This window comes from Rhodococcus wratislaviensis (assembly GCF_041228765.1).
GTDB lineage: Bacteria > Actinomycetota > Actinomycetes > Mycobacteriales > Mycobacteriaceae > Rhodococcus_F > Rhodococcus_F wratislaviensis.
Genome location: NZ_CP150488.1, coordinates 6,384,329 through 6,408,696, shown reverse-complemented (window position 1 = coordinate 6,408,696; position 24,368 = coordinate 6,384,329). Strand labels below are relative to the sequence as shown.

At 66.3% G+C, this 24,368-nt stretch carries 34 protein-coding genes; 30 read left to right on the top strand and 4 right to left on the bottom strand.

Features of this window, described 5'->3' with window-relative positions; translation table 11 throughout:
• From WKC72_RS29860 to WKC72_RS29805, 12 genes are all read left to right on the top strand, one after another.
• The gene (locus WKC72_RS29860; RefSeq protein ID WP_112302208.1) at positions 1 to 990 is read left to right on the top strand and encodes a nitronate monooxygenase family protein; all 990 of its coding nucleotides are present in this window, start codon (positions 1 to 3) and stop codon (positions 988 to 990) included.
• Positions 987 to 1,778 (top strand): enoyl-CoA hydratase, encoded by a 792-nt coding sequence (locus WKC72_RS29855; protein WP_370180595.1) that lies wholly within the window; start codon positions 987 to 989, stop codon positions 1,776 to 1,778. Before WKC72_RS29860 ends, WKC72_RS29855 begins: the two co-directional genes overlap by 4 nt.
• Positions 1,779 to 1,904: 126 nt before the next feature.
• Positions 1,905 to 3,497 carry a fatty-acid--CoA ligase FadD5 gene (gene fadD5 / locus WKC72_RS29850; RefSeq protein ID WP_370180594.1) on the top strand — a complete coding sequence of 531 codons (1,593 nt, stop codon included), beginning with the start codon at positions 1,905 to 1,907 and terminating at the stop codon, positions 3,495 to 3,497.
• A gap of 64 nt (positions 3,498 to 3,561) precedes the next feature.
• Positions 3,562 to 4,371, top strand: a complete 810-nt coding sequence (locus WKC72_RS29845) for an ABC transporter permease (RefSeq protein ID WP_005239607.1) — start codon at positions 3,562 to 3,564, stop codon at positions 4,369 to 4,371.
• Complete coding sequence (locus tag WKC72_RS29840; RefSeq protein WP_037244668.1) at positions 4,371 to 5,231, top strand: ABC transporter permease; 861 nt, start codon at positions 4,371 to 4,373, stop codon at positions 5,229 to 5,231. The genes WKC72_RS29845 and WKC72_RS29840 overlap by 1 nt, the downstream gene beginning before the upstream one ends.
• Positions 5,231 to 6,283, top strand: coding sequence for an MCE family protein (locus WKC72_RS29835; protein ID WP_112302210.1), 1,053 nt, complete (start codon positions 5,231 to 5,233; stop codon positions 6,281 to 6,283). Before WKC72_RS29840 ends, WKC72_RS29835 begins: the two co-directional genes overlap by 1 nt.
• Complete coding sequence (locus WKC72_RS29830) at positions 6,280 to 7,296, top strand: MCE family protein (RefSeq protein ID WP_037244674.1); 1,017 nt, start codon at positions 6,280 to 6,282, stop codon at positions 7,294 to 7,296. Before WKC72_RS29835 ends, WKC72_RS29830 begins: the two co-directional genes overlap by 4 nt.
• Positions 7,293 to 8,333, top strand: a complete 1,041-nt coding sequence (locus tag WKC72_RS29825; protein WP_037244676.1) for an MCE family protein — start codon at positions 7,293 to 7,295, stop codon at positions 8,331 to 8,333. Before WKC72_RS29830 ends, WKC72_RS29825 begins: the two co-directional genes overlap by 4 nt.
• Positions 8,330 to 9,421, top strand: a complete 1,092-nt coding sequence (locus WKC72_RS29820; protein WP_370180593.1) for an MCE family protein — start codon at positions 8,330 to 8,332, stop codon at positions 9,419 to 9,421. Before WKC72_RS29825 ends, WKC72_RS29820 begins: the two co-directional genes overlap by 4 nt.
• Entirely contained in the window at positions 9,418 to 10,467 is a 1,050-nt protein-coding gene (locus tag WKC72_RS29815; protein WP_370180592.1) for an MCE family protein, read from the top strand. Before WKC72_RS29820 ends, WKC72_RS29815 begins: the two co-directional genes overlap by 4 nt.
• Positions 10,464 to 11,651 (top strand): MlaD family protein, encoded by a 1,188-nt coding sequence (locus WKC72_RS29810; RefSeq protein ID WP_370180591.1) that lies wholly within the window; start codon positions 10,464 to 10,466, stop codon positions 11,649 to 11,651. The genes WKC72_RS29815 and WKC72_RS29810 overlap by 4 nt, the downstream gene beginning before the upstream one ends.
• 30 nt (positions 11,652 to 11,681) lie before the next feature.
• Positions 11,682 to 12,059, top strand: a complete 378-nt coding sequence (locus tag WKC72_RS29805) for a hypothetical protein (RefSeq protein WP_370180590.1) — start codon at positions 11,682 to 11,684, stop codon at positions 12,057 to 12,059.
• Positions 12,060 to 12,080: 21 nt separating this feature from the next.
• Here the strand turns inward: WKC72_RS29805 and WKC72_RS29800 are convergent, their stop codons facing one another.
• The 4 genes from WKC72_RS29800 to WKC72_RS29785 all read right to left on the bottom strand — a co-directional run bounded on the left by WKC72_RS29800 (position 12,081) and on the right by WKC72_RS29785 (position 15,471).
• On the bottom strand, positions 12,081 to 12,929 hold the full coding sequence (locus tag WKC72_RS29800) for an ABC transporter permease (RefSeq protein ID WP_128639107.1): 849 nt from the start codon (positions 12,927 to 12,929) through the stop codon (positions 12,081 to 12,083).
• Complete coding sequence (locus tag WKC72_RS29795) at positions 12,926 to 13,741, bottom strand: ABC transporter permease (protein ID WP_112302218.1); 816 nt, start codon at positions 13,739 to 13,741, stop codon at positions 12,926 to 12,928. Before WKC72_RS29795 ends, WKC72_RS29800 begins: the two co-directional genes overlap by 4 nt.
• Positions 13,738 to 14,706, bottom strand: a complete 969-nt coding sequence (locus WKC72_RS29790; protein WP_112302219.1) for an ATP-binding cassette domain-containing protein — start codon at positions 14,704 to 14,706, stop codon at positions 13,738 to 13,740. The genes WKC72_RS29795 and WKC72_RS29790 overlap by 4 nt, the downstream gene beginning before the upstream one ends.
• 288 nt (positions 14,707 to 14,994) lie before the next feature.
• Positions 14,995 to 15,471, bottom strand: a complete 477-nt coding sequence (locus WKC72_RS29785) for a hotdog fold domain-containing protein (RefSeq protein WP_268790966.1) — start codon at positions 15,469 to 15,471, stop codon at positions 14,995 to 14,997.
• Positions 15,472 to 15,939: 468 nt separating this feature from the next.
• On the opposite strand from WKC72_RS29785, the gene rpsJ reads away from it, so the two are divergent.
• The 18 genes from rpsJ to rplR all read left to right on the top strand — a co-directional run bounded on the left by rpsJ (position 15,940) and on the right by rplR (position 24,353).
• Positions 15,940 to 16,245, top strand: coding sequence for a 30S ribosomal protein S10 (gene rpsJ / locus WKC72_RS29780; protein ID WP_003938093.1), 306 nt, complete (start codon positions 15,940 to 15,942; stop codon positions 16,243 to 16,245).
• Positions 16,246 to 16,265: 20 nt separating this feature from the next.
• Entirely contained in the window at positions 16,266 to 16,922 is a 657-nt protein-coding gene (rplC, locus tag WKC72_RS29775) for a 50S ribosomal protein L3 (RefSeq protein ID WP_009479366.1), read from the top strand.
• A complete protein-coding gene (gene rplD, locus WKC72_RS29770; protein WP_037244693.1) occupies positions 16,919 to 17,608 on the top strand; it encodes a 50S ribosomal protein L4 in 690 nt (229 codons plus the stop codon). The genes rplC and rplD overlap by 4 nt, the downstream gene beginning before the upstream one ends.
• The gene (rplW, locus tag WKC72_RS29765; protein WP_005239632.1) at positions 17,605 to 17,910 is read left to right on the top strand and encodes a 50S ribosomal protein L23; all 306 of its coding nucleotides are present in this window, start codon (positions 17,605 to 17,607) and stop codon (positions 17,908 to 17,910) included. Before rplD ends, rplW begins: the two co-directional genes overlap by 4 nt.
• A gap of 41 nt (positions 17,911 to 17,951) precedes the next feature.
• Positions 17,952 to 18,788: a 50S ribosomal protein L2 gene (gene rplB, locus WKC72_RS29760; protein WP_005239633.1), complete on the top strand. Its 837-nt coding sequence runs from the start codon at positions 17,952 to 17,954 to the stop codon at positions 18,786 to 18,788.
• A 13-nt stretch (positions 18,789 to 18,801) separates the two neighbouring features.
• Positions 18,802 to 19,083 carry a 30S ribosomal protein S19 gene (gene rpsS, locus WKC72_RS29755; protein WP_003940820.1) on the top strand — a complete coding sequence of 94 codons (282 nt, stop codon included), beginning with the start codon at positions 18,802 to 18,804 and terminating at the stop codon, positions 19,081 to 19,083.
• On the top strand, positions 19,080 to 19,484 hold the full coding sequence (gene rplV, locus WKC72_RS29750) for a 50S ribosomal protein L22 (protein WP_005239634.1): 405 nt from the start codon (positions 19,080 to 19,082) through the stop codon (positions 19,482 to 19,484). The genes rpsS and rplV overlap by 4 nt, the downstream gene beginning before the upstream one ends.
• Positions 19,484 to 20,290, top strand: coding sequence for a 30S ribosomal protein S3 (gene rpsC / locus WKC72_RS29745; protein WP_005239635.1), 807 nt, complete (start codon positions 19,484 to 19,486; stop codon positions 20,288 to 20,290). The genes rplV and rpsC overlap by 1 nt, the downstream gene beginning before the upstream one ends.
• 3 nt (positions 20,291 to 20,293) lie before the next feature.
• Entirely contained in the window at positions 20,294 to 20,710 is a 417-nt protein-coding gene (gene rplP, locus WKC72_RS29740; protein WP_005239636.1) for a 50S ribosomal protein L16, read from the top strand.
• Entirely contained in the window at positions 20,710 to 20,946 is a 237-nt protein-coding gene (gene rpmC / locus WKC72_RS29735; RefSeq protein WP_005239637.1) for a 50S ribosomal protein L29, read from the top strand. The genes rplP and rpmC overlap by 1 nt, the downstream gene beginning before the upstream one ends.
• Complete coding sequence (gene rpsQ / locus WKC72_RS29730) at positions 20,943 to 21,224, top strand: 30S ribosomal protein S17 (protein ID WP_005239638.1); 282 nt, start codon at positions 20,943 to 20,945, stop codon at positions 21,222 to 21,224. Before rpmC ends, rpsQ begins: the two co-directional genes overlap by 4 nt.
• A gap of 170 nt (positions 21,225 to 21,394) precedes the next feature.
• Complete coding sequence (gene rplN / locus WKC72_RS29725; protein ID WP_005239639.1) at positions 21,395 to 21,763, top strand: 50S ribosomal protein L14; 369 nt, start codon at positions 21,395 to 21,397, stop codon at positions 21,761 to 21,763.
• A complete protein-coding gene (gene rplX / locus WKC72_RS29720) occupies positions 21,763 to 22,080 on the top strand; it encodes a 50S ribosomal protein L24 (RefSeq protein ID WP_005239640.1) in 318 nt (105 codons plus the stop codon). Before rplN ends, rplX begins: the two co-directional genes overlap by 1 nt.
• A gap of 1 nt (position 22,081) precedes the next feature.
• Entirely contained in the window at positions 22,082 to 22,648 is a 567-nt protein-coding gene (rplE, locus tag WKC72_RS29715) for a 50S ribosomal protein L5 (RefSeq protein ID WP_005239642.1), read from the top strand.
• Positions 22,649 to 22,652: 4 nt separating this feature from the next.
• Positions 22,653 to 22,838, top strand: a complete 186-nt coding sequence (locus WKC72_RS29710) for a type Z 30S ribosomal protein S14 (protein WP_005239644.1) — start codon at positions 22,653 to 22,655, stop codon at positions 22,836 to 22,838.
• A gap of 153 nt (positions 22,839 to 22,991) precedes the next feature.
• Positions 22,992 to 23,390, top strand: a complete 399-nt coding sequence (gene rpsH, locus WKC72_RS29705) for a 30S ribosomal protein S8 (RefSeq protein WP_005239657.1) — start codon at positions 22,992 to 22,994, stop codon at positions 23,388 to 23,390.
• A gap of 14 nt (positions 23,391 to 23,404) precedes the next feature.
• A complete protein-coding gene (gene rplF / locus WKC72_RS29700; RefSeq protein WP_005239658.1) occupies positions 23,405 to 23,944 on the top strand; it encodes a 50S ribosomal protein L6 in 540 nt (179 codons plus the stop codon).
• A gap of 1 nt (position 23,945) precedes the next feature.
• Complete coding sequence (rplR, locus tag WKC72_RS29695) at positions 23,946 to 24,353, top strand: 50S ribosomal protein L18 (protein ID WP_005239660.1); 408 nt, start codon at positions 23,946 to 23,948, stop codon at positions 24,351 to 24,353.
• The last annotated feature ends 15 nt before the right edge of the window (positions 24,354 to 24,368 follow it).

Genomic DNA, 24,368 nt, shown 5'->3' with positions numbered 1-24,368 from the left:
ATGAGGACGAAATTCACCGAGGCCTTCGGTGTCGAGCACCCGATCGTCCAGGGTGGCATGATGTGGGTCGGCCGTGCCGAACTCGTCGCGGCCGTCGCCGATTCGGGGGCGCTCGGATTTCTCACCGCGCTCACCCAGCCGACTCCCGAAGATCTCGTCGCGGAGATCGCCCGCACGCGGGAGCTCACCGACAAACCGTTCGGCGTGAATCTCACCATCCTCCCGTCGATCAATCCGCCGCCGTACGCCGAGTACCGCCAGGCGATCATCGATTCCGGAATCGGCATCGTCGAGACCGCCGGCTCCAATCCGGTGGACCACCTCCCGCACCTCAAGGACGCGGGGATCAAGGTGATCCACAAGTGCACCAGCGTGCGGCACGCGGTGAAGGCGGAACAGGTCGGTGTCGACGCCGTCAGCATCGACGGCTTCGAATGCGCAGGCCACCCCGGTGAGGACGACGTCGCGGGCCTGATCCTGATCCCGGCCGCCACCCGAAAGCTCACGATCCCCGTGATCGCGTCCGGCGGTATCGCGGATGCGCGCGGTCTCGTCGCAGCGCTCGCACTCGGCGCCGACGGCGTGAACATGGGCACCCGATTCATGTGCACCGTCGAATCCCCGGTTGCACACGCCGTCAAGGAACAGATCGTCGCCAACACCGAACGCGACACCGAACTCATCTTCCGTTCCCTTCGCAACACCGCCCGCGTCGCGACCAACGCGGTCAGTACCGAGGTGGTCGACATCGAGTCCCGTGGCTGCGAATTCGCCGACATCCAGCATCTCGTCGCCGGAGCCCGGGGGCGCACGGTGTTCGAAGCGGGCGATCTCGACGCCGGAATCTGGACCGCGGGACAGAGTCAGGGCCTGATCGACGACATCCCGACCGTGCGCGAGCTCGTGACCCGGATGGTCACGGAGGCGGAATCGATCATCACCGGACGGCTCGCGCGCACGGTCGACTCGCGCATCGGAGCAGTGTCGTGACCGCCCCGGCGGTCGACGGGCTGCGCGTCGTCAACGAGGCCGGGATCCTCCGGATCACGATCGACCGCCCCGACCGGATGAATGCCCTCGACCTGGCACACATGACGGCGCTGGGCGACGTGCTGACCGCAGCCGCCACGGACTCCACTGTTCGCGTCGTGGTCATCGCGGGCGCGGGCAAGGCGTTCAGCACGGGCGCGGACCTCGCGGCGGCCGCCGCGGCCGGAGGCCGGGAAGCACCCGCGGAGGTGGTGATGGACTCCGCGAACAGGGTGGTTCGTGCCATCGTCGAGTTGCCGGTTCCGGTCATCGCGCAGGTGAACGGGGCGGCCGCGGGGGTCGGGGCGTCCATCGCTCTGACTGCCGATCTGACGTATGCCTCCGAGACCGCGTATCTACTCCTCGCGTTCGTCAACATCGGGCTGATGCCCGACGGCGGTTCCAGCGCGCTGATCGCGGCGTCCATCGGCCGGGCGCGGGCCACCCGGATGGCTCTCCTCGGCGAGCGCCTACCAGCCGCGGAGGCGGAGCGGGAGGGCCTGATCGCGGGTGTCCTCCCTCCCGACGAACTCGGCACGCACGTCGATGCCGTGGCGGCCCGGCTGGCTAATGGTCCGAGGCGGGCCATCGAACTCACCAAGCGGGCACTCACCGCAGCGACGCTGACAGCTCTGGATGCAGCACTCGACCGCGAGAAGGCGGGCCAGGCGGAACTGCTGCACGCCCCCGACTTCGTCGAAGGGGTTACCGCCATGCTCGCGAAACGCGCTCCGAACTTCCGGAACTGATGCGAATTGCGGTTAACAAGACTGTTCCGATAGACGTCGAGATCTGTAATACTCGTCACAGCTCGGTGCAGGTCCGAACAGGCACACGGGCGCCGGGCACGAGTACAGCGAAGGGACCACCACCACATGTCGTCACGTAGCGAGCTGCTGGAGCAGCCACTGCAATCCCGCCGCAACCACTGGAACAACTGGGTTGCGTCACACGCGGAGATGAAGCCCGATCAGGCCGCGTTCCGCTTTCTCGGCCACAGTACGACCTGGCGCGAATTGCACGACCGATCAGAGGCGCTCGCCGGCGCACTGTCCCGGCGCGGTGTGAACTTCGGCGACCGTGTCCTGCTGCTCACCCTCAACCGCACCGAGTTCTTCGAAGCGGTTCTCGCGATCAATGCCCTCGGTGCCATCGCGGTCCCCATCAACTTCCGGCTCACCCCGCCCGAGGTCGCGTTCATCGCCCGCGACTCGGGGGCCCGTGCGGTGTTCACCGAGCCCGCGCTCGCGCCGCTGGTCGCCGCGGTGCGTCAGGACGTTCCCGAACTGAGCCTGGTCGTGAACATCGGCGCCGACACGGAAGCCGACGTGCTCGGTTACGAAGAACTCGTGTCGGAGGCCGGCCCGGCGTATGCGCCCGTCGATCTGCCCGAGGACACACCGTCCCTGATTCTCTACACGTCCGGAACGACGGGTACACCCAAGGGTGCGGTGTTGTCGCACTCGAACATGGTCGGACAATCCATCACCTGCATCCGCGCGATGCGCTACGACCGCGGCGACGACATCGGATTCCTCGCGTCCCCCGTGTTCCACGTGGCCGCACTCGGTTCCGTCGCCCCGATGCTGATGCTCGGCAGCACCACGGTGATTCACCCGCTCAAGGCGTTCAACCCCACCGAGATGCTCGACGTGTGGGAGCAGGAGCGGATCACGACGGTGTTCCTCGTGCCGGTGCAGTGGCAGGCCGTCTGCGCCGACCCGACCGTCCGGGGTCGCGATCTCGCCCTCCGCGTCATCAGCTGGGGTGCGGCGCCCGCCTCGGATACGGTGCTGCGCACCATGGCGGACACGTTCCCGCAGGCGCTCATCGTCGCGGTGTTCGGGCAGACCGAGATGTCGCCCATCACCTGCGTGCTCGACGGGGACGACGCGATCCGCAAGCTGGGTTCGGTGGGCAAGCCGATCCCGACGATCCAGACGCGCGTCGTCGACGACGACATGAACGACGTCGCGCCCGGGACCGTCGGCGAAATCGTCTACCGCGGACCGACGATGATGCTCGAGTACTGGCAGAACCCGGCCGCCACGGCGGACGCATTCGCCGGTGGGTGGTTCCACTCCGGAGATCTCGTGCGGCAGGACGACGAAGGATTCGTCTACGTCGTCGACAGAAAGAAGGACATGATCATCTCCGGCGGCGAGAACATCTACTGCGCCGAGGTGGAGAACGTCCTGTTCGGACACCCGCGGATCCGGGAGGCCGCCGTCGTCGGCCGGCCCGATCCCAAGTGGACCGAGGTGCCCGTCGCCGTCGTCGCACTCGACGACGAGGGATCCGACCTGACCGTGGACGAACTCGCGGCGTGGCTCGACGACAAGCTCGCCCGGTACAAGCACCCGAAAGACGTCGTGATCGTCGACGCACTTCCCCGCAACGCCAGCGGCAAGGTCGTCAAAGGCGAACTCCGAAAGGCCCACGGCGCAACCGGCGTCGCGGTCGTCTGACCCCGTATCGACCATCTCGAGGCCGGTCGCCGCTCTGCGGTGACCGGCACCGGGGGAGGACCGCGTGACATTCGAGTTGCCACCCGCCAAAGGGCCCGTGAGTCATTTCGCCAACGAAGTCGGCGCACTCATCGGATTCTCGATCGCGACTACGGTGGCCGCGGTGCGAGTTCTGGTGCGGCGCAAACTGGCCTGGCGGGAACTGCTGGACCAGGCCTGGCGGATCGCGTCGGTCACCTCGGCGCCCGCCCTGCTGTTGATGATCCCCATCGGAGTCCTCATCGCCGTCACGATCGGTAGCCTCGCCGGTCAGCTCGGCGCCGAGGGGTACACCGGGGCGGTCGTGGGGTTCGTGATCGTCGGGCAGGCGTCCGCCCTGGTCTGCGCGCTGATGCTGGCCGGGGTCGGAGGTTCCGCGATCTGCGCCGACCTCGGCTCGCGGACGATCCGCGAAGAGGTCGAGGCCATGGAGGTACTCGGGCTCAACGTGATCGAGCGGCTCGTGGTCCCGCGAGTGCTCGCGGCGGTGATCGTCGGCGTCGCACTGTGCGCGATGGTCACCGCCGTCGGAGTGTCGGCCTGCTTCCTCTTCCAGGTGGTCGTCCAGAACAGTTCGGCGGGAAGCTTTCTCACCGCATTGTCCCAGTACACGCGGTTGTCGGACTTCGTGGTCGCCCTCGTCAAATCGATGGCGTTCGCGGTGACGTCGGCGCTAGTCGCCAGCTTCAAGGGGCTGCACGCCAAGGGCGGGCCCAGCGGTGTCGCCGACGCCGTCAACGAGGCCGTGGTCCTGGCCTTCATCCTGGTCTTCATCGTCAACACGGTGCTCAGTCAGCTCTATTCCGTTCTCGTCGTCCCGGTAGGTGGTTACTGATGGTCGTGAGCACCAGATGGCCCGCCGTGCACTGGGTGCGGGCCCGGTCCCGCCAGCCCCTCGACCTGATGACGGGGCTGGGCCGGGAATTCACGTTCTACGGCAGCGTGATCGCCGGAGTTCCCCTCGCGATCGTGAAGTACTGGCGGCACATCATGCGTCAGATCGGCGACATCAGTTTCGGCGGTGCCACGCTGCTCGCCGGCGGCGGAGCGATCGGCGTCGTCTTCGCGATGTCCGCCGTCGCCGCGACGCAGGTGGGCATCGAGGGGCTGCGCGGACTGGACCTGCTCGGCATGGGATCCCTGTCCGGACTGCTGTCAGCGATCCTCAACACCCGCGAACTGGCGCCCGTGATCGCCAGCATCGCGCTCGCGGCGAAGGTCGGAACCGGGTTCACCGCCCAGCTCGGAGCCATGCGCATCTCGGAGGAGATCAGCGCGCTGGACGCGATGGCGATCCGGTCGCTGCCGTTCCTCGCGAGCACACGACTCGTCTCGTGCCTGATCTGTGTGATCCCGTTGTACATCGTCGGCCTGCTGTCGTCGTACCTGGCTTCGCGGCTGGTGATCGTCACGTTCGGCGGGCAGTCGGCCGGAACCTACGACTACTACTTCCATCTCATGCTCACACCCACCGACGTCGTGTACTCGTTCGTCAAGGCTGTCGTGTTCGCGACGATCATCGCGCTCGTCCACTGCTCGTACGGGTACCACGCGTACGGCGGCCCGGAGGGCGTCGGCCGTGCGGCCGGACGCGCCTTGCGGACCAGCATCCTCGCCATCGGCATCGTCGACCTGCTGCTGACACTCTCACTGTGGGGACTCGTCCCGTCCGCCCCCGCCCTGGGGTTGCCGTGATGCGCGGCCGCCCGGGGGGACCGGGCAACGGCGCACTCGCCGTGCGGGGGGTGATCGGAGTGGCCGTCCTGATCCTGGGATCGGCACTGCTGGTCGGTTTCGGCACCGGTGCGATCGTCACCGATCCAGTGGTGACAGCGACGCTACCGGCCGACGCCGGTGCAGTGAAGTCGCACACCACGGTGTCCTACAAGGGGGCGACCGTGGGGACCGTGTCGAGTGTCGACCCCGGAATGAACGAGACGGGTATGGACATCAGTCTCCGTCCGGAACAGATGCGTCACATCCCGGCGTCCGTCCAGGTGCGGGTCGTGCCCCGCACGCTGTTCGGCGACCAGACCGTCGAGCTGGTGTCGACCGCCGGAACCGGCGGCGCCCGACTCGAGGCCGGCGCGCGGCTGCAACCCGACACCTCGGCAGAGACCGTGCAGATGTACGACCTGTACTCGAAGGTCTACGACATGCTGTCGCGGGTGAAGCCCGAGCAGATGCAGGCCGCACTCAGCGCCGTCGCGGACGCGTTACGCGGCCGCGGCGAGCAGTTGGGGCACACCATCGACAGCCTCCACACGGTGGCGACATCGACCGCGCCGCTCGTCGAGTCGGTCGCGGAGCGGGCGCCGCAGATCGCCCGGATCAGTGAGCAGCTGGCCGCGGCCGCACCGGACGTCCTCGCCACCATGGACGCGGCGGTGTCCCTGTCGAGCACTCTCGTCGAGAACACCGACAGCTTCACCGGTTTCCTCGCCGCCTCACTCGTCGTGTCGAGGAACTCCGGCGACGTACTGGAACAGAACGCGGACAACATGATCGCGGTGGCCCTGAACGTCTCGCCGACCCTGGGCACCATGGCCAGCAAGTCCGATCTGCTGCGGGCCACCCTCGACGAGGCAGGTCCGTTCGGCGAGGCCGGCGCCGCCGTCTTCTCCACCGGCAAGTTCGCGGTCCGCGTTGCCGCGGACCTGTCCAACCCGCGGCCCTACACGTCGGCCGACTGCCCGCGGTATCCCGGCGTGGACGGACCGAACTGCGGGGGAGGTGGCGGAGGATGAGCGTCCGGAACTCGGCAATCAAACTGGCGATCTTCGCCGTTCTCGGCATCCTCTCGGCAGTGCTCGTGGTGAACACTCTGCGGGTGCCGGTCGAGGGGCAGACCGTGACGTACAAGGCGTTGTTCACCGACGCCCAGGGTGTCACTCCCGGCAGCGACGTCACCATCGCCGGCGTGCGGGTGGGACGCGTCGATTCGATCGACATCGTCGACGGCGACGCCGGAAGTGCTGCCGCCCTGGTGGACTTCGAGGTGCAGCGCGATCAGGAACTTCCCGCCGACACCACCGTCGCCATCCGATACGGCGACCTGCTGGGGGTCCGGTATCTCGATCTCGCGGCCGGGCCGTCGGGCGAGGGCACGCTCGGGGAGGGCGACACGATCCCGCTCGACCGAACGTCGCCCGCACTCGATCTCACCAGTCTCTTCAACGGATTCAAGCCACTGTTCGACGCCATCGACCCGAAACAGGTCAACGCACTCGCCACCGAAGTCGTCGCAGTGTTCGACGGCAGGAAGACGAGCATGGAAACTTTGCTGCGCAGGGTGGCCGACGTCACCGGTAACCTGGCGAATCACGACCAGCTGATCGGCGATCTCATCCGCAACCTCGAGGTGGTGGTGGGCACGGCGGCGGCGCGGGGTCCCGAGCTGTCCCACCTCGTCGACAGCCTCACCCAGTTCACCGGAATGCTCGCCGAGAACAACGAGGTTCTCATGGACACCCTCGATCAGAGTGCGGCGGTGAGCCGCTCGGCGCTGCAGATCGTGGACGGGCGCGTCCCGGAACTCAGCCGCACCGTGCAACAGCTCCATTCGCTGACGGGGGCGATGCTGGGCGCCAACCCGGAATTCGATCACCTGATGGTGGCCATGCCGCAATTCTTCTCGTCCGTCGACCGCTCGGGCTCGTACGGCTCGTGGCTCAACATCTACCTGTGCACCTTCATCGTCAACGTCGACGGTCGCGAAGGCGCCCTCGGTCCCGACCTGCATTCGAGGTACTGCCAATGAGTGTCACCGAAAAGGTGCGCGACGTCTGGGACTCGCTGGCCGGAAATCAGCGAGTGCGGCCCGTCAACCCGCTGATCGTCGGGATCGCAGGAATTCTCGCGGCAACACTGGCGCTGGCGCTGGTTCTGGTGATCCCGCGGGTGAGCTTCGCCGTGCGGACCGACGGCTACACGGCCGAACTCGCGAACGCGGCGGGCCTGACCGATTCGGACTACGTGTACGTGGCGGGTGTCCCCGCCGGCCGGGTCACCGGAGTGGTCCTGGCGGGCGATCACGTGGTCGTGCACTTCCGGCTCGACGGTGAACGTCACCTCGGATCGACGACGTCCGCGGGGGTGAAGCTGTCGACCATCCTCGGCAAGCGATACCTGGACGTGGCACCGTCGGGGCCGGGAGACCTGGAGGACGACGGGGTGATTCCACTCCGCCGCACCAGCGTTCCGTACTCACTCGACGACATCGGGTCGTCCGCGATCGAGACGGCGGACGAACTGGATCTCGGGGGACTGCAGAAGATGCTCGCTGTCGTGACGGACACGTTGCCGCAGGACGCGAACCTCAACCGGGAGGCACTGGCGGGTGTGAGTGCGGCGTCCGCGATCCTGGCGAAGAACGCCGATCAGGTCACGCAACTACTCGACAGCTCGCGGACCCTCACGGACGTGCTGGTCGGTCAGCAAGATCAGCTCACCACCCTGCTCGGCAACGCGGACGTCGTGATGAACACGCTCGCCACCCGGCGTGCGGCCATCCGCCAGATGGTCGACGATCTCCAGGCGCTCGTCGCACAGGCATCCCAGTTCCTGGGCGAGAACACCGCCGAGCTGGATTCACTGCTCGCGAACGCGAGACAGGTGACGGACCGGCTGCAGGCCAACCTCGCGAACCTCGACGCGCTCCTGACCACGGGTGCGCCGGCCGCGAGGGCACTCGTGAACGCGACCGGGACCGGTGACTGGGCCGACGTCTCGGCGCCGTCGGCCGTGATCGCCGATAACCTGCTCTGCGTCGTCGGGCTGATCACGGGGTGCTCGTGAACGCGGGCATCGCGCGCAGGGCCGCCGGGATCGGCGGCGTGCTCGCCCTCGTGGTGGCGATCGTCGTGGCCGGCTGGCTGCTGATCTTCCGCACCTCGTCCACCGTCGTGCATTCCGAATTCGCCTACGTCAACGGCGTGTTCCCCGGCACCAAGGTCTCGGTGCTCGGTGTTCCGGTGGGCACCGTCGAGGCGGTCGAGCCGAGAGGTGCGACCGTGATGGTCACGATGTCCGTCGCGTCGGACGTCGTGCTGCCCGCGGACGCGAACGCGTACGTGCTGGTGACGTCCGCGATCGGTGAGCGCTTCGTGGAACTCGGTCCCGCGTACACCGGCGGCCCGGTGTTCGAGAGTGGGCAGACCATTCCACCCGAACGCAGTCATTCGCCCATCACCTGGGACCAGTTGATGGACAGCGTCGACACCGTCGTCGAGGCGCTCGGCCCGGACGGAGGCGACGCCGGCGCCGCGATCTCCGCTGCCGCCGCGTCCACGGACGGCCTCGGTCCCGCGATGAACGACGCCATCCGCACACTGTCGCAGGCGAGTTCGGTGATCGCAGGCAACAGCGCGGACGTCGGCGCGCTCGTCGACAACCTCGAGGTGCTCGTGAACACGATCTCGTCGCGTCAGGCGCAGGTCGATTCACTCGCCGGTTCGCTCACCGCGATCGGGGACGAGTTCGCCGGCCAGCAGTTCGCGATCGGCGACACGGTGAACCAGTTGTCCGCGCTGCTGAACCAGATCGACCAACTCGTGTCCGCCAGGGGCGGCGACGTCGCCGCCGGCATCGACAACCTCGCCGGAGTGAGCGAGGTGCTGCAGAGGCACGAGACCGACCTCGCCGAGATCATGGATCTGGTGCCCTTGCTGATCGACAACATTCAGCGCGCGGTCACCCCGGACCAGCGCGCCCGCATCCGGCTGAACATCTCCACCAACCTGGCGCAGGCCGAGCCGACGTCCCCGCTCTGCGCGGTAGTCGATCCGATCCTCTGCCGCGGAGCGGGAATCACCAACCCGATTCAATTTCCGCCCAGCATGTCCGACCCGTTCGGGTTGCGCGAACTCATGGTCGGAGGACGATGACGATCCGGACGAAAACGAAGTCGCTGACGGCGGCGCTGATCGTCGGTGTGACGCTGCCCGCCGCAGGGTGTTCGCTGAGCCTGCAGGATCTGTCGGTGGGCCGTTCGCCGGACGGTCCGTCGTATCAGATCTCCGCGCAGTTCGACGGAGTCGATCGCGTGGTCCCAGGCGCCGAGGTCCGGGTGGGTCAGGAGGTGGTGGGCCGTGTCTCGGACGTGTCGACCCGGGACTTCACCGCTCACATCGAGATGCGGATCCGCGACGACGTCCCGATACCGCGGGATGCGACGGCCCGGATCGAATTGCCCACGGCCCTCGGCAATCCCTTCGTCCGGCTCGACGTCGGGGACGCGGCGGGCGCGCCGATGAGCGAGGGCGACACCATCCCCTCGGATCGGACGTCGCGCGGTCCCGACATCGAGAGCGGCCTGGCCGCGCTGGCCACCGTGCTGAACGGCAGCGGCATCGACCAGATGCACGCCATCATGAACGAATTGACCGTCGCCTTCACGGGCCGCTCGGACAAGGTCCGGGAACTGGTGGACATGCTGAACGACACACTGGGCGTCGTCGACGACCATCGGGACGAACTCGACCGGGCGATGGTGGCGTCCAATGCCTTCGCGGCGGAACTCGCCGCGGGGCAACCGACCCTCGATCGGGCAATGACCGGCCTCGCGCCTGCAGTGGATCTCCTGGTGTCGCAACGAGATCAGATCGTCGCGCTGATGGGGGAGGCGTCCCGTCTCAGTCGCGAGGCACAGCACGTCCTCGGCAGCGCCGGATCCGAACTGTCGGCCGAGATCAGCGACGCGGGAGCCGTGCTCACGGCACTCGACGGGTTCGAGTCACAACTCGCGCCGACGTTGAATTCGGTGGCGACGTTCCTCGGCGGATTCGCCGCGGCCACACCCGGCGACTACACGACGTTCGACGGAACGTTCGACGTCACCGCCGTCATCGCCAAGTTGCTCACCGGATCGGCTCCGCTCGAGGTGCCGGAAGCCCGCACGCTGCCCGAGGTACTCGGCGGAGGCGTCCGATGATGACACGTCACGTGGTGGCGCAGTTGGTCCTGTTCCTCGTGATCTCGATCGCCGCGATGCTGTTCGGGCTGAGGTACGTCGCCGGCCCGGACACGTTCGGAAGTCCCATTCACCTGAGTGCCCGGCTCGACCACGCCGCCGGCCTCGCCCAGGGAGCGTCCGTCAATTATCGCGGCGTCGGAGTGGGCACGATCAGCTCCGTCGACGTGAACCCCGAAGGGACGGGCGTCGTCCTCGGCATCGAACTGCATCCCGGAACCCGGGTGCCTGCCGGTTCGACCGCGAAGATCACCACCGAGAACGCGATCGGCATCCAGGCGCTCGACATCATGCCCGACGGCGCGGACCCGCCGTACCTCGCGGACGGCGACGTCGTCGAGGTTCCGGAGGAAGGAATCCCGCGCTCGCTCGACGCGACCCTCGTCGAAACCACCAACCTCGTGAACTCGATGGACGTCACCGCTCTGTCGTCGCTGGCCGACACGTTCGGCACCGCCTTCGGGGGCACGGGACCCGACCTGCAGAACCTGCTCGACGGTTCCGCCGAGATCGCCCGGACACTCGAAACCCGCACCGACGCATTGTCGACCATCGTGAACGAGGGCATGCCGCTCCTGGACACCGCGGACGGTCTCGCCGCCGCTCTGCCGGAATCGGCGAGCACCGCCCGGAGCGTCCTCGAACAGTTGCGGGCCCACGACTCCGCGCTCGTCGACCTGCTCGGGCGCTCGCCGCAGACGATGGCCAGCCTGGACTCGTTGCTGTCGGGAAATCGGGACTCACTGGGCGCCCTGATGGCGAATCTGGTTCTCCCCACCCGGATCGTCGGTGACCGCACACCCTCCCTCGACTACGGCCTGACGATCATGCCCGGCGCGCTGCCGAAGATCGCGTCGATCGAGAAGGGCGGACTCGCCGACCTTCTCCTGGTCGGAACGCAGGGGCCGATGTGCGTGTACGACGCCCCGCGCCGTCTGGTGACCGACGCGGAACCGAGTCGGCCCGCCCTGGATTGGACGTGCCAGTCGCAGCAGTACCTGGAGCAGCGGGGCGCCGTGAACGTTCCACGACCGGACGACCTGGGTCAGGAGAACGCGACGAGGAACGGCGGCGTCTACGGACCGCCGGCCGCGGACGATCCGCTGGTGATCGAACCCCCACTCACGGGGCACACCCCGCGCTAGGTCCGCGCACGAGCCGAGGAGAGAACATCGATGAGTAGACCGACGGGTGACGCGGCGGCCGGCGTCGACACGGCCGGCCGTATCAGAAGACTCACCCAGGCCGCACTCAATGCCGACGTCACGATCGGCCGCGTCGACGGGGTGGCACACGAGATCGGGACGTCCCTCGACGAATTCGCCCGCGTGCTGGGCAGGTTCGACGCGTTGCTGGACAGGTTCGCCGACGGCCTCGACACCTTCGCCGGCACGGTCCGGTCGGTGGACGGCGTCGTCGGGTCGCTGGCGGCAACGGAGCAGGATCTCGACGAGCTACTGATGCGCGTCGGCAGGATCGTCGAGACGGTCGACTGGCTGCTGACGCCTGCAACGGCGGTGCGTCACCGGTTGGCGGGCATCAGACTCTTCTGAACTCGGGGGGATGAGAGGGGGCTACGCCGGGTTGCCCGCGGCCCGGCGATAGCCGCGCACTGCGGGGTAGGTGAAGATCAGCAGCCCGGCAAGCGACCATGCGACGGTCTTGAGCAGTGGTTCCGCGACGGGTCCGCCCATCGACAGTCCCTTCATCGCGTCGATTGCGCACGACATCGGCTGGTTCTCCACGAACGGCTGAAGCCAGGTGGGGTAGGCGCCGGTGGGTACGAATCCCGAGTTGAAGAACAGCAGAAGCGTGCACAGCAGGGAGAGGAGTTCGACGAGCGGCGCCTTCGCCGCGTTGACGGCGAGTGCGGTCACCATCGTCGCGAAACTCACCCCGAACAGCAGCGGCAGCAGCATCAATGCGATACCGGCGAGAATGCCCTGATCGAACCGGAACCCGATGGCGAAACCGACGGCGATGATCAGCACCGTGGTGAGCACGATCCGCACGGATTCGGCCATCAGGCGGCTCAGCAGGCCCGACGCGCGGTGCACGGGCAGCACCCAGAACCGGCTCAGAAGCCCGTCCGCCCATTCCTTCTTCAGCGACAGACCGCCCGCGATGGATCCGAACATCGCGCCGACGAGCGTGATCATCGGAACGGTCCCGTACACGCTGTTGACCCCGGTGGCCTTGGTGATCGAGATCCCGAGCACCGCCCAGAACATCAGCAACATCAACGACGGGTACACGATCGCCTGAAGCATGGTGTACGGGTCGCGCGCCCAGCGGAGCAGAAGTCGTCTGGTCTGCAGCAGGCTGTGTGAGAAGAGCGCGGCGAAGGAGTTCTCCGGGTGGGGTTCGAGCACCTCGGGGAATGTCACCGTCGCCGGTGTGTCGGATCGGTACTCGGTGGTCATCCGCGCCTCACATTCGACCAGATCGACAACGGAATGAAGACCAGTGCCAGCCCTCCGCACCACAACAGGGTGGGTGTCAGCTGCTGGAACGTGATCGTGCCTTCCGTCATGGCACGCATGGACGAGGAGAACTGCGAGATGGGCTGATTCCGCACGAAGCCCTGTGCCCACTCCGGGAACTGCGTCACCGGAACGAAACCCGAGGAGAACATGCCGAGGATCAACTGGGGGAGTGTCAACGCCTGACTGGTGACCTCGGGGCTCCGGGTCAGGGTGCCGAGTGCGTCGGCGCCCGTCGTGAGCGTGAACCCGATCAGCATCGCCAGACCGCAGAACGCCGCGGTCAGCGCGAAGCCGCCTGCGAACCGGAAGCCGATCGCATATCCGTATCCGATCGCGGCGACCAGAGAGATCGTCGAGTGCACGAGGCACGCGGTCATGCGCGATGCCAGTGGGACCGCCGCCCCGACCGGCATCGTCTGGAACCGGGCGTTCATTCCGTTCGACGCCTCGGTGGCCGCGCGGTGCGCCGCCGAGATCGCGGTGAACGCCATGGCCTGCAGGACGATGATCGGCATGACGAACTGCGCGTAGTCGATGCCCTGGAACTTCATCACCAGGCGCAGCGGTAGGTAGAAGCCGATGGTGAAGATCAACGGCGCCAATACCGCGATGAAGAACTGACCGAATACCCACATCGTGTGCAGGTTCCGCTGGGACAGCGCAATCCACTGCTGGACGGTCGAGGGATGTGGTCGCCGGTGCCTGCCCTCGAGGGCACTCTCGAATCCGAGCTGGGCGGGCGCCGTCACGACGGCAGGCTCTCGTCGACGCGGACGTGACCGGTGAGGGAGAGGAAGACGTCGTCGAGGGACGGGCGCCGCAGGGCGATGTCGGCGAGTGTGACCCCGGCGAGGTCGAGGCGGCGCAGAACCTCGGCGAGGGTCTGGGCGCCGTGTTCGGCGGGAATCGACAACCGGTCGGTGCCTTCTTCGATGACCCGGCCGGGTGGGCACAGGCTCGTGAGGATCTCCCGGACGCGCGGCAGGTCGTCGAGACTCACCGGGACGACCTCGCAATAGCTTCCGCCGGTCCGGGCCTTCAGTTCGTCGGCCGTGCCCTCGGCGATCACGGTGCCCTTGTCGATGACGACGATGTTGTCGCTCAGCAGGTCGGCCTCTTCGAGGTACTGCGTGGTCAGCAGGATCGTGATGCCCTGCTCCTTCAGCGCGGACACGAGGGACCACACGCCCTGACGGCTGCGGGGGTCGAGGCCGGTGGTGGGCTCGTCGAGGAACACCACCTCGGGGCGGATCACCAGGCCACAGGCGATGTCGACCCGCCGGCGCATACCTCCGGAATATCCGGACACCTTCCGGTCGCCGGCCTCGATCAGATCGAACTGTGTCAGTAGGTCCTGCGCGCGCGATTTCGCGGACGCCTTGGGCAGGCCCATCAGGCGGCCGAAGAGCACCAGATTCTCGCGGCCGGTCAGCGACTCGTCGAGTGCGGCGTACTGGCCCGTCATCATGATGCTGCGACGGACGTTCGCCGACTCCTCGACGACGTCGTGGCCGGCGACGAACGCGCGGCCCGCATCGGGTCGCAGCAGAGTGGACAGCACGTTGACGGTGGTGGTCTTCCCTGCGCCGTTGGGGCCCAGGATGCCCAGGACCGTGCCGCGGGGCACCTCGAAGCTCACACCCCGCAACGCTGCTACGTCACCGAAGGATTTCTCGATTCCCTCGACAAGAACGGCGGTGTCAGCTGCTGGCATGTCCCGAGTATGTCACGCGAAGAGGGTGATCAAGGCAGACCGGGGAACACCTTCGCGTCCGAGGAACGGGAGGGGAAATCTTCTGTAACGCGTGAAGACAGGTACGCGATGAATGCCGGACGTCTGTACCACTTCGGCCTCGGCGAGCACCGCGGAAACCCGTCCCGTCCGGCCGGAAGGTCGTGCTGTGCCGCGACGTTCCGGCTCCGGGGATGTGCCACACGGCAATTCGGGTCGCTTCCGCGAACTCCAGGACGAATGTGACCTTCGACATGCGCCTTTCGCGTTCTACCGCGGCGTGACCCACGTCGTGATGTCGGCGTGGACCACTTCTACCCCTTGTCCGTCGAAAATGCGCACCGGCACGACGACGTCGGCGCCCGCGGTGATCGCGGTGAAGTCCGGCAGGTCCGGCAGTTCCGCGACGGCGCGCAGCGTTCCGTTCGCCTTGGCGAGGTAGTCGACCGTCATCGATTTCGGGATCCACCGGTGGGTCGAGGGCACGGTCGCCTCGGACAGCATGCCCATGGCGGCCTCGGCGAGATTGCACGCCGCGATCGCGTGGAACGTGCCCAGGTGGTTGCGGACGCCCCACCATTTCGGGGCGCGGACCTCGCAGCGGCCGGGCCGCATCTCGACGACGCGGGGGAGTACCGAGCCGAAGTAGGGGACGCGGAGACACATGCCGACGGAGAAGAGGGCATGTCCGAGCGCGTTGTCGGGGAGCTTCTGCCACGCGGCGTACGTGGGACTCGAGGTCGTCATCGCCACATCTTACTTCAGAGTAAGTTCGGGCGATGGCGGGAGGGATGGAGCCCGGTTTGAAGTCTCCCGCCCGGTACGGCATACTGGTCGGGTTGCCTTGTCTGGGACGCGATCGTTTGCGGCCCGAAACAGGTGGGGTGAAACGTCGCGGTGTAGATCACTATGACCTGCTCGCGGCCACATGCAAGACGGAAGCAGTACCTACTGGCACTCGAATTCGAGTGCATCCGGTACGCGTTCCCGGCCCGAAAAGCTGAAAAGTTCCGGGTCGGAGAATGAGTGGGAGGGCGACACGCCCGACCGCGTGTACCGGAGAACCATGACAGATGAACAGCGGCAGCGGATCGGGGTGTGTCCCGGTCGCCTAGCGTTCGGACAGTTGCGGCCCAGGTAAGGGACTGTGCAGACGAGGTAGTTCGGCCCGACTCGGGTGGGACTACGAAACGCGGCAAGAAAAGGACACTAAGCGTGGCGGGACAGAAGATCCGCATCAGGCTCAAGGCCTACGACCATGAGGCGATCGACGCGTCAGCGCGCAAGATCGTCGAGACGGTGACCCGTACCGGGGCCCGCGTCGTTGGACCCGTGCCGTTGCCGACCGAAAAGAACGTGTACTGCGTCATCCGCTCGCCGCACAAGTACAAGGACTCGCGCGAGCACTTCGAGATGCGTACTCACAAGCGGCTTATCGACATCCTCGACCCGACGCCCAAGACGGTTGACGCGCTCATGCGCATCGACCTTCCGGCCAGCGTCGACGTCAACATTCAGTGAGCGCGGCGGAGACAAAAACAATGACTGATACCAAGATCAAGGGAATCCTGGGCACCAAGCTCGGCATGACCCAGGTCTTCGACGAGAACAACCGGGTCGTTCCGGTCACCGTCGTGAAGGCCGGACCGAACGTCGTGACCCAGATTCGTACCGAAGAGCGTGACGGCTACAGCGCCGTGCAGCTCGCGTTCGGCGCCATCGACCCGCGCAAGGTGAACAAGCCGACTTCCGGCCAGTTCGCCAAGGCCGGCGTCACCCCGCGCCGCCACGTTGTGGAGCTCCGCGTTGCCGACACCTCGGAGTACGAGGTCGGCCAGGAACTTACCGCCGAGGTCTTCGAGGACGGCGCCTACGTCGACGTCACCGGAACCAGCAAGGGTAAGGGCTTCGCCGGAACCATGAAGCGCCACGGCTTCGCCGGTCAGGGTGCGTCGCACGGTGCGCAGGCCGTTCACCGTCGCCCCGGTTCCATCGGTGGTTGCGCCACTCCGGGCCGCGTGTTCAAGGGCATGCGCATGTCCGGCCGCATGGGTAGCGACCGCATCACGACGCAGAACCTCTCCGTTCACAAGGTGGACGCCGAGAACGGCCTGCTGCTGATCAAGGGTGCGATCCCCGGCCGCAAGGGTGGCCTCGTGATCGTCAAGAGTGCAGTGAAGGGTGGTGCACGAGCATGACCAGCACCGAGACATCGACGACCAAGCTGACGTTGGACGTCAAGGTCGCCGGCGGCAAGACCAACGGCACCGTCGATCTCCCCGCGGAGATCTTCGACGCGCCTGCCAACATCGCGCTTCTCCACCAGGTTGTCGTCGCGCAGCTCGCTGCTGCACGCCAGGGCACCCACGCCACCAAGACCCGCGGCGAGGTTCGCGGCGGTGGCAAGAAGCCGTACCGCCAGAAGGGCACCGGCCGCGCTCGTCAGGGCTCGACCCGTGCACCGCAGTTCGCCGGCGGTGGCACCGTCCACGGCCCGCAGCCGCGCGACTACAGCCAGCGGACTCCCAAGAAGATGAAGGCCGCCGCCCTGCGCGGAGCCCTCTCCGACCGGGCCCGCAACGAGCGCATCCACGTGATCACCGAACTGGTTGCCGGTCAGACTCCGTCCACGAAGACTGCCCGCACCTTCCTCGGCGAGATCTCGGATCGCAAGAAGGTCCTGCTCGTCGTCGGACGCGAGGACATCGCGGCCTGGAAGAGCGTGCAGAACCTGGACGGCGTGCACCCCATCGCACCCGACCAGCTCAACACCTACGACGTGCTCAACAGCGATGACGTCGTGTTCAGCGTCGAGGCGCTGAACGCGTTCATCCACGGGCCCGCCGAGACCGCCCAGGAAGAGAACAAGGAGGAGGGCAAGTGAGCACCATCGCCGATCCCCGCGACATCCTGCTCGCCCCGGTCATCTCCGAGAAGTCCTACGGACTGATCGAGGAAGGCACCTACACCTTCCTGGTGCACCCGGACTCGAACAAGACGCAGATCAAGATTGCCGTCGAGAAGATCTTCGGCGTCACCGTGACCAGCGTCAACACCGCCAACCGTCAGGGCAAGCGCAAGCGGACCCGGTTCGGTTACGGCAAGCGCAAGGACACCAAGCGCGCGCTCGTGACCCTCTCGGCCGACAGCAAGCCCATCGAGATCTTCGGAGGACCGGTCGCGTAAAGCGCCCGGGACTTGACGAGACATAGAGGACGAGAAGACTCATGGCAATCCGTAAGTACAAGCCGACTACCCCGGGCCGTCGTGGCTCGAGCGTCTCGGACTTCGCCGAGATCACTCGGTCGACCCCCGAGAAGTCGCTGGTTCGCCCGCTCCACGGACGCGGTGGACGTAACGCACACGGTCGTATCACCACCCGGCACAAGGGTGGCGGACACAAGCGCGCCTACCGGCTGATCGATTTCCGTCGCAACGACAAGGACGGCGTGCCGGCCAAGGTCGCTCACATCGAGTACGACCCCAACCGCACCGCGCGTATCGCCCTGCTGCACTACGCGGACGGCGAGAAGCGCTACATCATCGCCCCCAAGGGCCTGGTTCAGGGTGCTCCGGTCGAGTCCGGCGCAGGCGCCGACATCAAGCCCGGCAACAACCTGCCCCTGCGCAACATCCCGACGGGTACCACCATCCACGCGGTGGAACTCCGCCCGGGTGGCGGCGCCAAGATGGCCCGCTCGGCCGGATCCAGCATCCAGCTGCTCGGTAAGGAAGGCACCTACGCCACGCTGCGTATGCCGTCCGGCGAAATCCGTCGTGTCGACGTTCGCTGCCGCGCCTCGATCGGTGAGGTCGGCAACGCCGAACAGTCGAACATCAACTGGGGCAAGGCCGGCCGTATGCGCTGGAAGGGCAAGCGCCCGACCGTCCGTGGTGTCGTGATGAACCCGGTCGACCACCCGCACGGTGGTGGTGAGGGTAAGACCTCCGGTGGTCGCCACCCGGTCAGCCCGTGGGGCAAGCCCGAGGGCCGCACCCGCAAGAACAAGGCGAGCGACAAGCTCATTGTCCGTCGTCGCCGTACCGGCAAGAACAAGCGCTAGGAGGGAGTGAAGGATGCCACGCAGCCTCAAGAAGGGCCCGTTCGTCGATGACCACCTCCTCGCGAAGGTGGACGTGCAGAACGAAAAGGGAACCAAGCAGGTCATCAAGACCTGGTCCCGTCGTTCCACGATCATCCCGGACTTCATCGGCCACACGTTTGCGGTTCACGACGGCCGCAAGCACGTCCCCGTGTTCGTTTCCGACTCGATGGTCGGACACAAGCTCGGAGAGTTTGCACCGACCCGCACGTTCAAGGGTCACATCAAGGATGATCGGAAGGCGAAGAGGCGATGAGCAACACCGAAACCGCCAACCCGACCGCCAAGGCAGTAGCGCGCCACGTGCGCGTCACGCCGATGAAGGCGCGTCGTGTTGTGGACCTGGTCCGCGGGCGTTCGGTTGAAGACGCCCTGAACATCCTGAAGTTCGCGCCGCAGGCAGCGAGCGAGCCGGTCGCCAAGGTGATCGCCTCCGCAGCAGCCAACGCCGAGAACAACCTCGACCTCGACCCGAGCACGCTTGTCGTCGCCACGGCGTTCGTGGACGAGGGCGCGACCCTCAAGCGGTTCCAGCCGCGTGCACAGGGACGTGCGTTCCGTATCCGCAAGCGCACCAGTCACATCACCGTGATCGTGGAGAGCCTGCCGAAGACCGGAACATCGACCCGTAATCGCCGGAAGGGAAGTGCTCAGTAGTGGGCCAGAAAATCAACCCGCACGGCTTCCGCCTCGGCATCACCACCGACTGGAAGTCTCGCTGGTACGCAGACAAGCAGTACGCGGAGTACGTCAAGGAAGACGTCGCGATCCGTAAGCTCCTCGCCACCGGCATGGAGCGCGCGGGCATCGCGAAGGTCGAGATCGAGCGCACCCGTGACCGTGTGCGTGTGGACATCCACACCGCTCGCCCGGGCATCGTCATCGGCCGCCGCGGCGCCGAAGCCGATCGCATCCGTTCCGAGCTCGAGAAGCTGACCGGCAAGCAGGTCCAGCTGAACATCCTCGAGGTCAAGAACGCCGAGGCCGAGGCTCAGCTCGTCGCACAGGGTGTGGCCGAGCAGCTCTCGAACCGTGTCGCCTTCCGTCGCGCCATGCGCAAGGCCATCCAGTCGGCCATGCGTCAGCCGAACGTCAAGGGAATCCGCGTTCAGTGCTCCGGTCGTCTCGGCGGCGCCGAGATGTCCCGGTCGGAGTTCTACCGCGAAGGCCGTGTGCCGCTGCACACGCTTCGCGCGGACATCGACTACGGCCTCTACGAGGCCAAGACCACCTTCGGCCGCATCGGCGTGAAGGTCTGGATCTACAAGGGCGACATCGTCGGTGGCAAGCGTGAGCTGGCCGCCAACGTGGCTGCTCCCGCAGGCGACCGCCCGCGCCGTGAGCGTCCGAGCCGTCCCCGTCGTTCCGGTGCCACCGGCACCACCGCGACCAGCACCGAGGCCGGCCGCGCAGCGACCGCCACCGCCGATGCACCCGCTACGACTGAACAGAAGGAGGGCTGACGCATGTTGATCCCACGGCGGGTCAAGCACCGCAAGCAGCACCATCCGAGCCGTTCGGGTGCCGCCAAGGGTGGAACCCAGGTGACCTTCGGTGACTACGGCATCCAGGCTCTCGAGCCGGCCTACATCACCAACCGGCAGATCGAGTCCGCTCGTATCGCCATGACCCGGCACATCAAGCGTGGCGGCAAGATCTGGATCAACATCTTCCCGGATCGCCCCCTCACCAAGAAGCCGGCCGAAACCCGCATGGGTTCCGGTAAGGGTTCGCCCGAGTGGTGGATCGCGAACGTCAAGCCCGGTCGCGTGATGTTCGAGATGAGCTACCCCAATGAGGAGATCGCTCGTGAGGCCCTGCGCCGCGCGATGCACAAGCTCCCGTGCAAGTGCCGGATCGTGACAAGGGAGGAGCAGTTCTGATGGCTACTGGAACCCCAGCCGCAGAGCTCCGCGAGCTCACCGAAGAAGAGCTGGTCACCCGGCTTCGTGAGTCGAAGGAAGAGCTGTTCAACCTTCGTTTCCAGATGGCCACGGGTCAGATGGACAACAACCGTCGACTTCGTACCGTTCGTCACGAGATCGCGCGTATCTACACCGTTCTGCGTGAGCGTGAGCTCGGGCTGGCCGTTGGTCCGGACGCAGGTGACGCGGCATGAGTGAGGAAAAAGCAGTGAGCACTGAAGAGCGCGGCAGCCGCAAGGTCCGCACCGGATACGTCGTCTCCGACAAGATGGAGAAGACGATCGTGGTCGAGCTCGAGGACCGGGTCAAGCACCCGCTCTACGGCAAGATCATCCGGCGCACCAGCAAGGTGAAGGCGCACGACGAGAACGGCGTCGCAGGCATCGGTGACCGCGTGCAGCTGATGGAGACCCGTCCGCTGTCCGCGACCAAGCACTGGCGTCTCGTCGAGGTCCTCGAGAAGGCCAAGTAAGAAACCGAATTATGCATCCAGTACGATGGTGGGGTTGCCTTGCGGCAGACGCACGGCAACCCCACCGTTGTGCCGCCCACCCGGGCGGCCCCTCTCGCAGGGCACGGGTGCAGACCGCGCACGTCGGGTCGGAAATCTGCCGTGCAACAGTCCAGGTCAAGGAGAAGTAAGTGATTCAGCAGGAGTCGCGGCTGCGCGTCGCCGACAACACGGGTGCCAAGGAGATTCTCTGCATCCGCGTTCTCGGTGGTTCGTCTCGCCGCTACGCCGGGATCGGTGACATCATCGTCGCCACCGTCAAGGACGCCATCCCGGGTGGAAACATTAAGAAGGGCGAGGTCGTCAAGGCCGTCATCGTCCGTACCACCAAGGAACGTCGCCGTCCGGACGGGTCGTACATCAAGTTCGACGAGAACGCCGCCGTCCTCATCAAGCCGGACAACGATCCCCGTGGCACCCGCATCTTCGGCCCCGTCGGCCGTGAGCTGCGTGAGAAGAAGTTCATGAAGATCGTCTCGCTCGCCCCGGAGGTGCTGTGATGAAGGTGCACAAGGGTGACACCGTGCTGGTCATCGCCGGCAAGGACAAGGGCGCGAAGGGCAAGGTCATCCAGGCCTACCCCGCGACCAACAAGGTCCTCGTCGAAGGCGTGAACCGCATCAAGAAGCACACCGCGGTTTCCGCGAACGAGCGCGGAGCTTCCTCCGGCGGCATCGTCACGCAGGAAGCCCCGATCCACGTTTCCAACGTCGCGGTCGTCGACTCGGACGGCAACCCCACTCGCGTGGGCTACCGGACCGACGAAGAGTCCGGCAAGCGCGTTCGGATTTCCCGGAAGAACGGGAAGGACATCTGACATGACCTCCACTGAGAACAAGATCCAGCCGCGCCTGAAGACTCGCTACCGCGAGGAGATCAAGGCTGCGCTGAACACCGAGTTCGACTACGCCAACGTGATGCAGATCCCCGGCGTCGTCAAGGTCGTCGTCAACATGGGTGTCGGTGACGCCGCGCGCGACGCCAAGCTGATCAACGGTGCCGTCAACGATCTCGCTCTGATCACCGGTCAGAAGCCCGAGATCCGCAAGGCACGCAAGTCCATCGCGCAGTTCAAGCTCCGCGAGGGAATGCCGATCGGTGCCCGCGTCACGCTGCGTGGCGACCGCATGTGGGAGTTCCTGGACCGTCTCGTGTCCGTCGCGCTTCCCCGCATCAGGGACTTCCGCGGCCTGTCGGGCAACCAGTTCGACGGCAACGGCAACTACACGTTCGGCCTGAACGAGCAGTCGATGTTCCACGAGATCGACGTGGACAAGATCGACCGCCCGCGCGGCATGGACATCACCGTGGTGACCACCGCGACCAACAACGAAGAAGGCCGTGCCCTGCTGAAGCACCTCGGCTTCCCGTTCAAGGAGAACTGAGCTAATGGCTAAGAAGGCATTGGTCAACAAGGCCAACAAGAAGCCCAAGTTCGCGGTGCGCGCCTACACCCGCTGCCAGCGCTGCGGCCGTCCGCACTCGGTGTTCCGCAAGTTCGGCCTGTGCCGAATCTGCGTCCGTGAGATGGCGCACGCCGGCGAGCTGCCCGGCGTTCACAAGAGCTCCTGGTGAGCCGGTGACGCCGTTGCCCTCTCCGGCGGCGGCGTCACCCCCACAGACTTCCGGTTCGTAACCTCGGACCGGGAAACGTAAGACCTACTTCGCGATAGGCCTGCGCCGGAAACGGCAGAGGGAACCGTTGTGAGAAAGGTAGAGGTCAACCTCATGACCATGACCGACCCCATCGCAGACTTCTTGACGCGTCTGCGCAACGCCAACACGGCGTACCACGATGAGGTGAAGTTGCCCCACTCGAAGATCAAGGCGAACATCGCCGAGATCCTCAAGCGCGAGGGTTACATCGCCGACTACCGCACCGAAGACGCCGAGGTGGGCAAGACCCTCATCGTCGACCTGAAGTACGGCCCGAGCCGTGAGCGCAGCCTTGCCGGCGTGCGTCGCGTCTCCAAGCCCGGTCTGCGTGTGTACGCGAAGTCCACCAACCTGCCCAAGGTTCTGGGCGGCCTCGGCGTGGCGATCATTTCCACGTCCACCGGCCTGCTCACCGATCGCCAGGCGGCCAATCAAGGAGTGGGCGGGGAAGTCCTCGCCTACGTCTGGTAAGGGAGGCCACCACAATGTCGCGTATTGGAAAGATTCCCGTCACCGTCCCCGGCGGCGTCGACGTCTCGATCGACGGCCAGGACGTCACGGTCAAGGGTCCCAAGGGCACGCTGGCCCTGACGATCTCCGAGCCGATTGCCATTGCGAAGAACGACGACGGCACGCTCAGCGTGACCCGTCCGGACGACGAGCGTCGCAGCCGCGCGCTGCACGGCCTGTCTCGCACCCTGGTGCAGAACCTCATCACCGGTGTCACCGACGGTTACACCACCAAGATGGAGATTCACGGCGTCGGTTACCGCGTTGCTCTCAAGGGCAAGGACCTCGAGTTCGCACTCGGCTACAGCCACCCGGTCCCGATCGAGGCTCCGGAAGGCATCACCTTCGCGGTCGAGTCGCCCACCAAGTTCTCGGTGTCGGGCATCGACAAGCAGAAGGTCGGGCAGATCTCGGCCAACATCCGTCGTCTCCGTCGTCCGGACCCGTACAAGGGCAAGGGCGTGCGTTACGAGGGTGAGCAGATCCGCCGCAAGGTCGGAAAGACGGGTAAGTGATATGAGCCAGACTGCAAACCAGAAAGCCAAGCGGATTCCGCTCGGCAAGGATGCGTCCACGAAGCGTCGCCTGTCGAAGGTGCGTCGTCACTTCCGTCTCCGCAAGAAGGTCTCCGGCACGCCCGAGCGTCCCCGCCTGGTCGTCAACCGGTCCTCGCGCCACATCCACGTCCAGCTCGTGGACGACCTCGCAGGCCACACCCTGGCTGCGGCGTCGACCACCGAGGCCGACGTGCGTGCAGCGGACGGCGACAAGAAGGCTCTCAGTGCGAAGGTCGGTCAGCTGATCGCCGAGCGCGCGAAGGCAGCCGGTGTCGAGGCCGTCGTGTTCGACCACGGTGGACACGGCTACCACGGTCGCATCGCGGCCCTTGCGGACGCAGCTCGCGAAGGCGGGTTGAAGTTCTGATGACCAAGACCGAGT

Coding starts and splice junctions, on each gene's coding strand:
- WKC72_RS29860 (WP_112302208.1), top strand. CDS start 1: ATGAGGACGAAATTCACCGAGGCCTTCGGTGTCGAGCACCCGATCGTC.
- fadD5 (WP_370180594.1), top strand. CDS start 1,905: ATGTCGTCACGTAGCGAGCTGCTGGAGCAGCCACTGCAATCCCGCCGC.
- WKC72_RS29840 (WP_037244668.1), top strand. CDS start 4,371: ATGGTCGTGAGCACCAGATGGCCCGCCGTGCACTGGGTGCGGGCCCGG.
- WKC72_RS29835 (WP_112302210.1), top strand. CDS start 5,231: ATGCGCGGCCGCCCGGGGGGACCGGGCAACGGCGCACTCGCCGTGCGG.
- WKC72_RS29830 (WP_037244674.1), top strand. CDS start 6,280: ATGAGCGTCCGGAACTCGGCAATCAAACTGGCGATCTTCGCCGTTCTC.
- WKC72_RS29825 (WP_037244676.1), top strand. CDS start 7,293: ATGAGTGTCACCGAAAAGGTGCGCGACGTCTGGGACTCGCTGGCCGGA.
- WKC72_RS29815 (WP_370180592.1), top strand. CDS start 9,418: ATGACGATCCGGACGAAAACGAAGTCGCTGACGGCGGCGCTGATCGTC.
- WKC72_RS29810 (WP_370180591.1), top strand. CDS start 10,464: ATGATGACACGTCACGTGGTGGCGCAGTTGGTCCTGTTCCTCGTGATC.
- WKC72_RS29805 (WP_370180590.1), top strand. CDS start 11,682: ATGAGTAGACCGACGGGTGACGCGGCGGCCGGCGTCGACACGGCCGGC.
- WKC72_RS29800 (WP_128639107.1), bottom strand. CDS start 12,929: ATGACCACCGAGTACCGATCCGACACACCGGCGACGGTGACATTCCCC.
- WKC72_RS29790 (WP_112302219.1), bottom strand. CDS start 14,706: ATGCCAGCAGCTGACACCGCCGTTCTTGTCGAGGGAATCGAGAAATCC.
- WKC72_RS29785 (WP_268790966.1), bottom strand. CDS start 15,471: ATGACGACCTCGAGTCCCACGTACGCCGCGTGGCAGAAGCTCCCCGAC.
- rplC (WP_009479366.1), top strand. CDS start 16,266: ATGACTGATACCAAGATCAAGGGAATCCTGGGCACCAAGCTCGGCATG.
- rplD (WP_037244693.1), top strand. CDS start 16,919: ATGACCAGCACCGAGACATCGACGACCAAGCTGACGTTGGACGTCAAG.
- rplB (WP_005239633.1), top strand. CDS start 17,952: ATGGCAATCCGTAAGTACAAGCCGACTACCCCGGGCCGTCGTGGCTCG.
- rpsS (WP_003940820.1), top strand. CDS start 18,802: ATGCCACGCAGCCTCAAGAAGGGCCCGTTCGTCGATGACCACCTCCTC.
- rplV (WP_005239634.1), top strand. CDS start 19,080: ATGAGCAACACCGAAACCGCCAACCCGACCGCCAAGGCAGTAGCGCGC.
- rplP (WP_005239636.1), top strand. CDS start 20,294: ATGTTGATCCCACGGCGGGTCAAGCACCGCAAGCAGCACCATCCGAGC.
- rpmC (WP_005239637.1), top strand. CDS start 20,710: ATGGCTACTGGAACCCCAGCCGCAGAGCTCCGCGAGCTCACCGAAGAA.
- rpsQ (WP_005239638.1), top strand. CDS start 20,943: ATGAGTGAGGAAAAAGCAGTGAGCACTGAAGAGCGCGGCAGCCGCAAG.
- rplX (WP_005239640.1), top strand. CDS start 21,763: ATGAAGGTGCACAAGGGTGACACCGTGCTGGTCATCGCCGGCAAGGAC.
- rplE (WP_005239642.1), top strand. CDS start 22,082: ATGACCTCCACTGAGAACAAGATCCAGCCGCGCCTGAAGACTCGCTAC.
- WKC72_RS29710 (WP_005239644.1), top strand. CDS start 22,653: ATGGCTAAGAAGGCATTGGTCAACAAGGCCAACAAGAAGCCCAAGTTC.
- rpsH (WP_005239657.1), top strand. CDS start 22,992: ATGACCATGACCGACCCCATCGCAGACTTCTTGACGCGTCTGCGCAAC.
- rplF (WP_005239658.1), top strand. CDS start 23,405: ATGTCGCGTATTGGAAAGATTCCCGTCACCGTCCCCGGCGGCGTCGAC.
- rplR (WP_005239660.1), top strand. CDS start 23,946: ATGAGCCAGACTGCAAACCAGAAAGCCAAGCGGATTCCGCTCGGCAAG.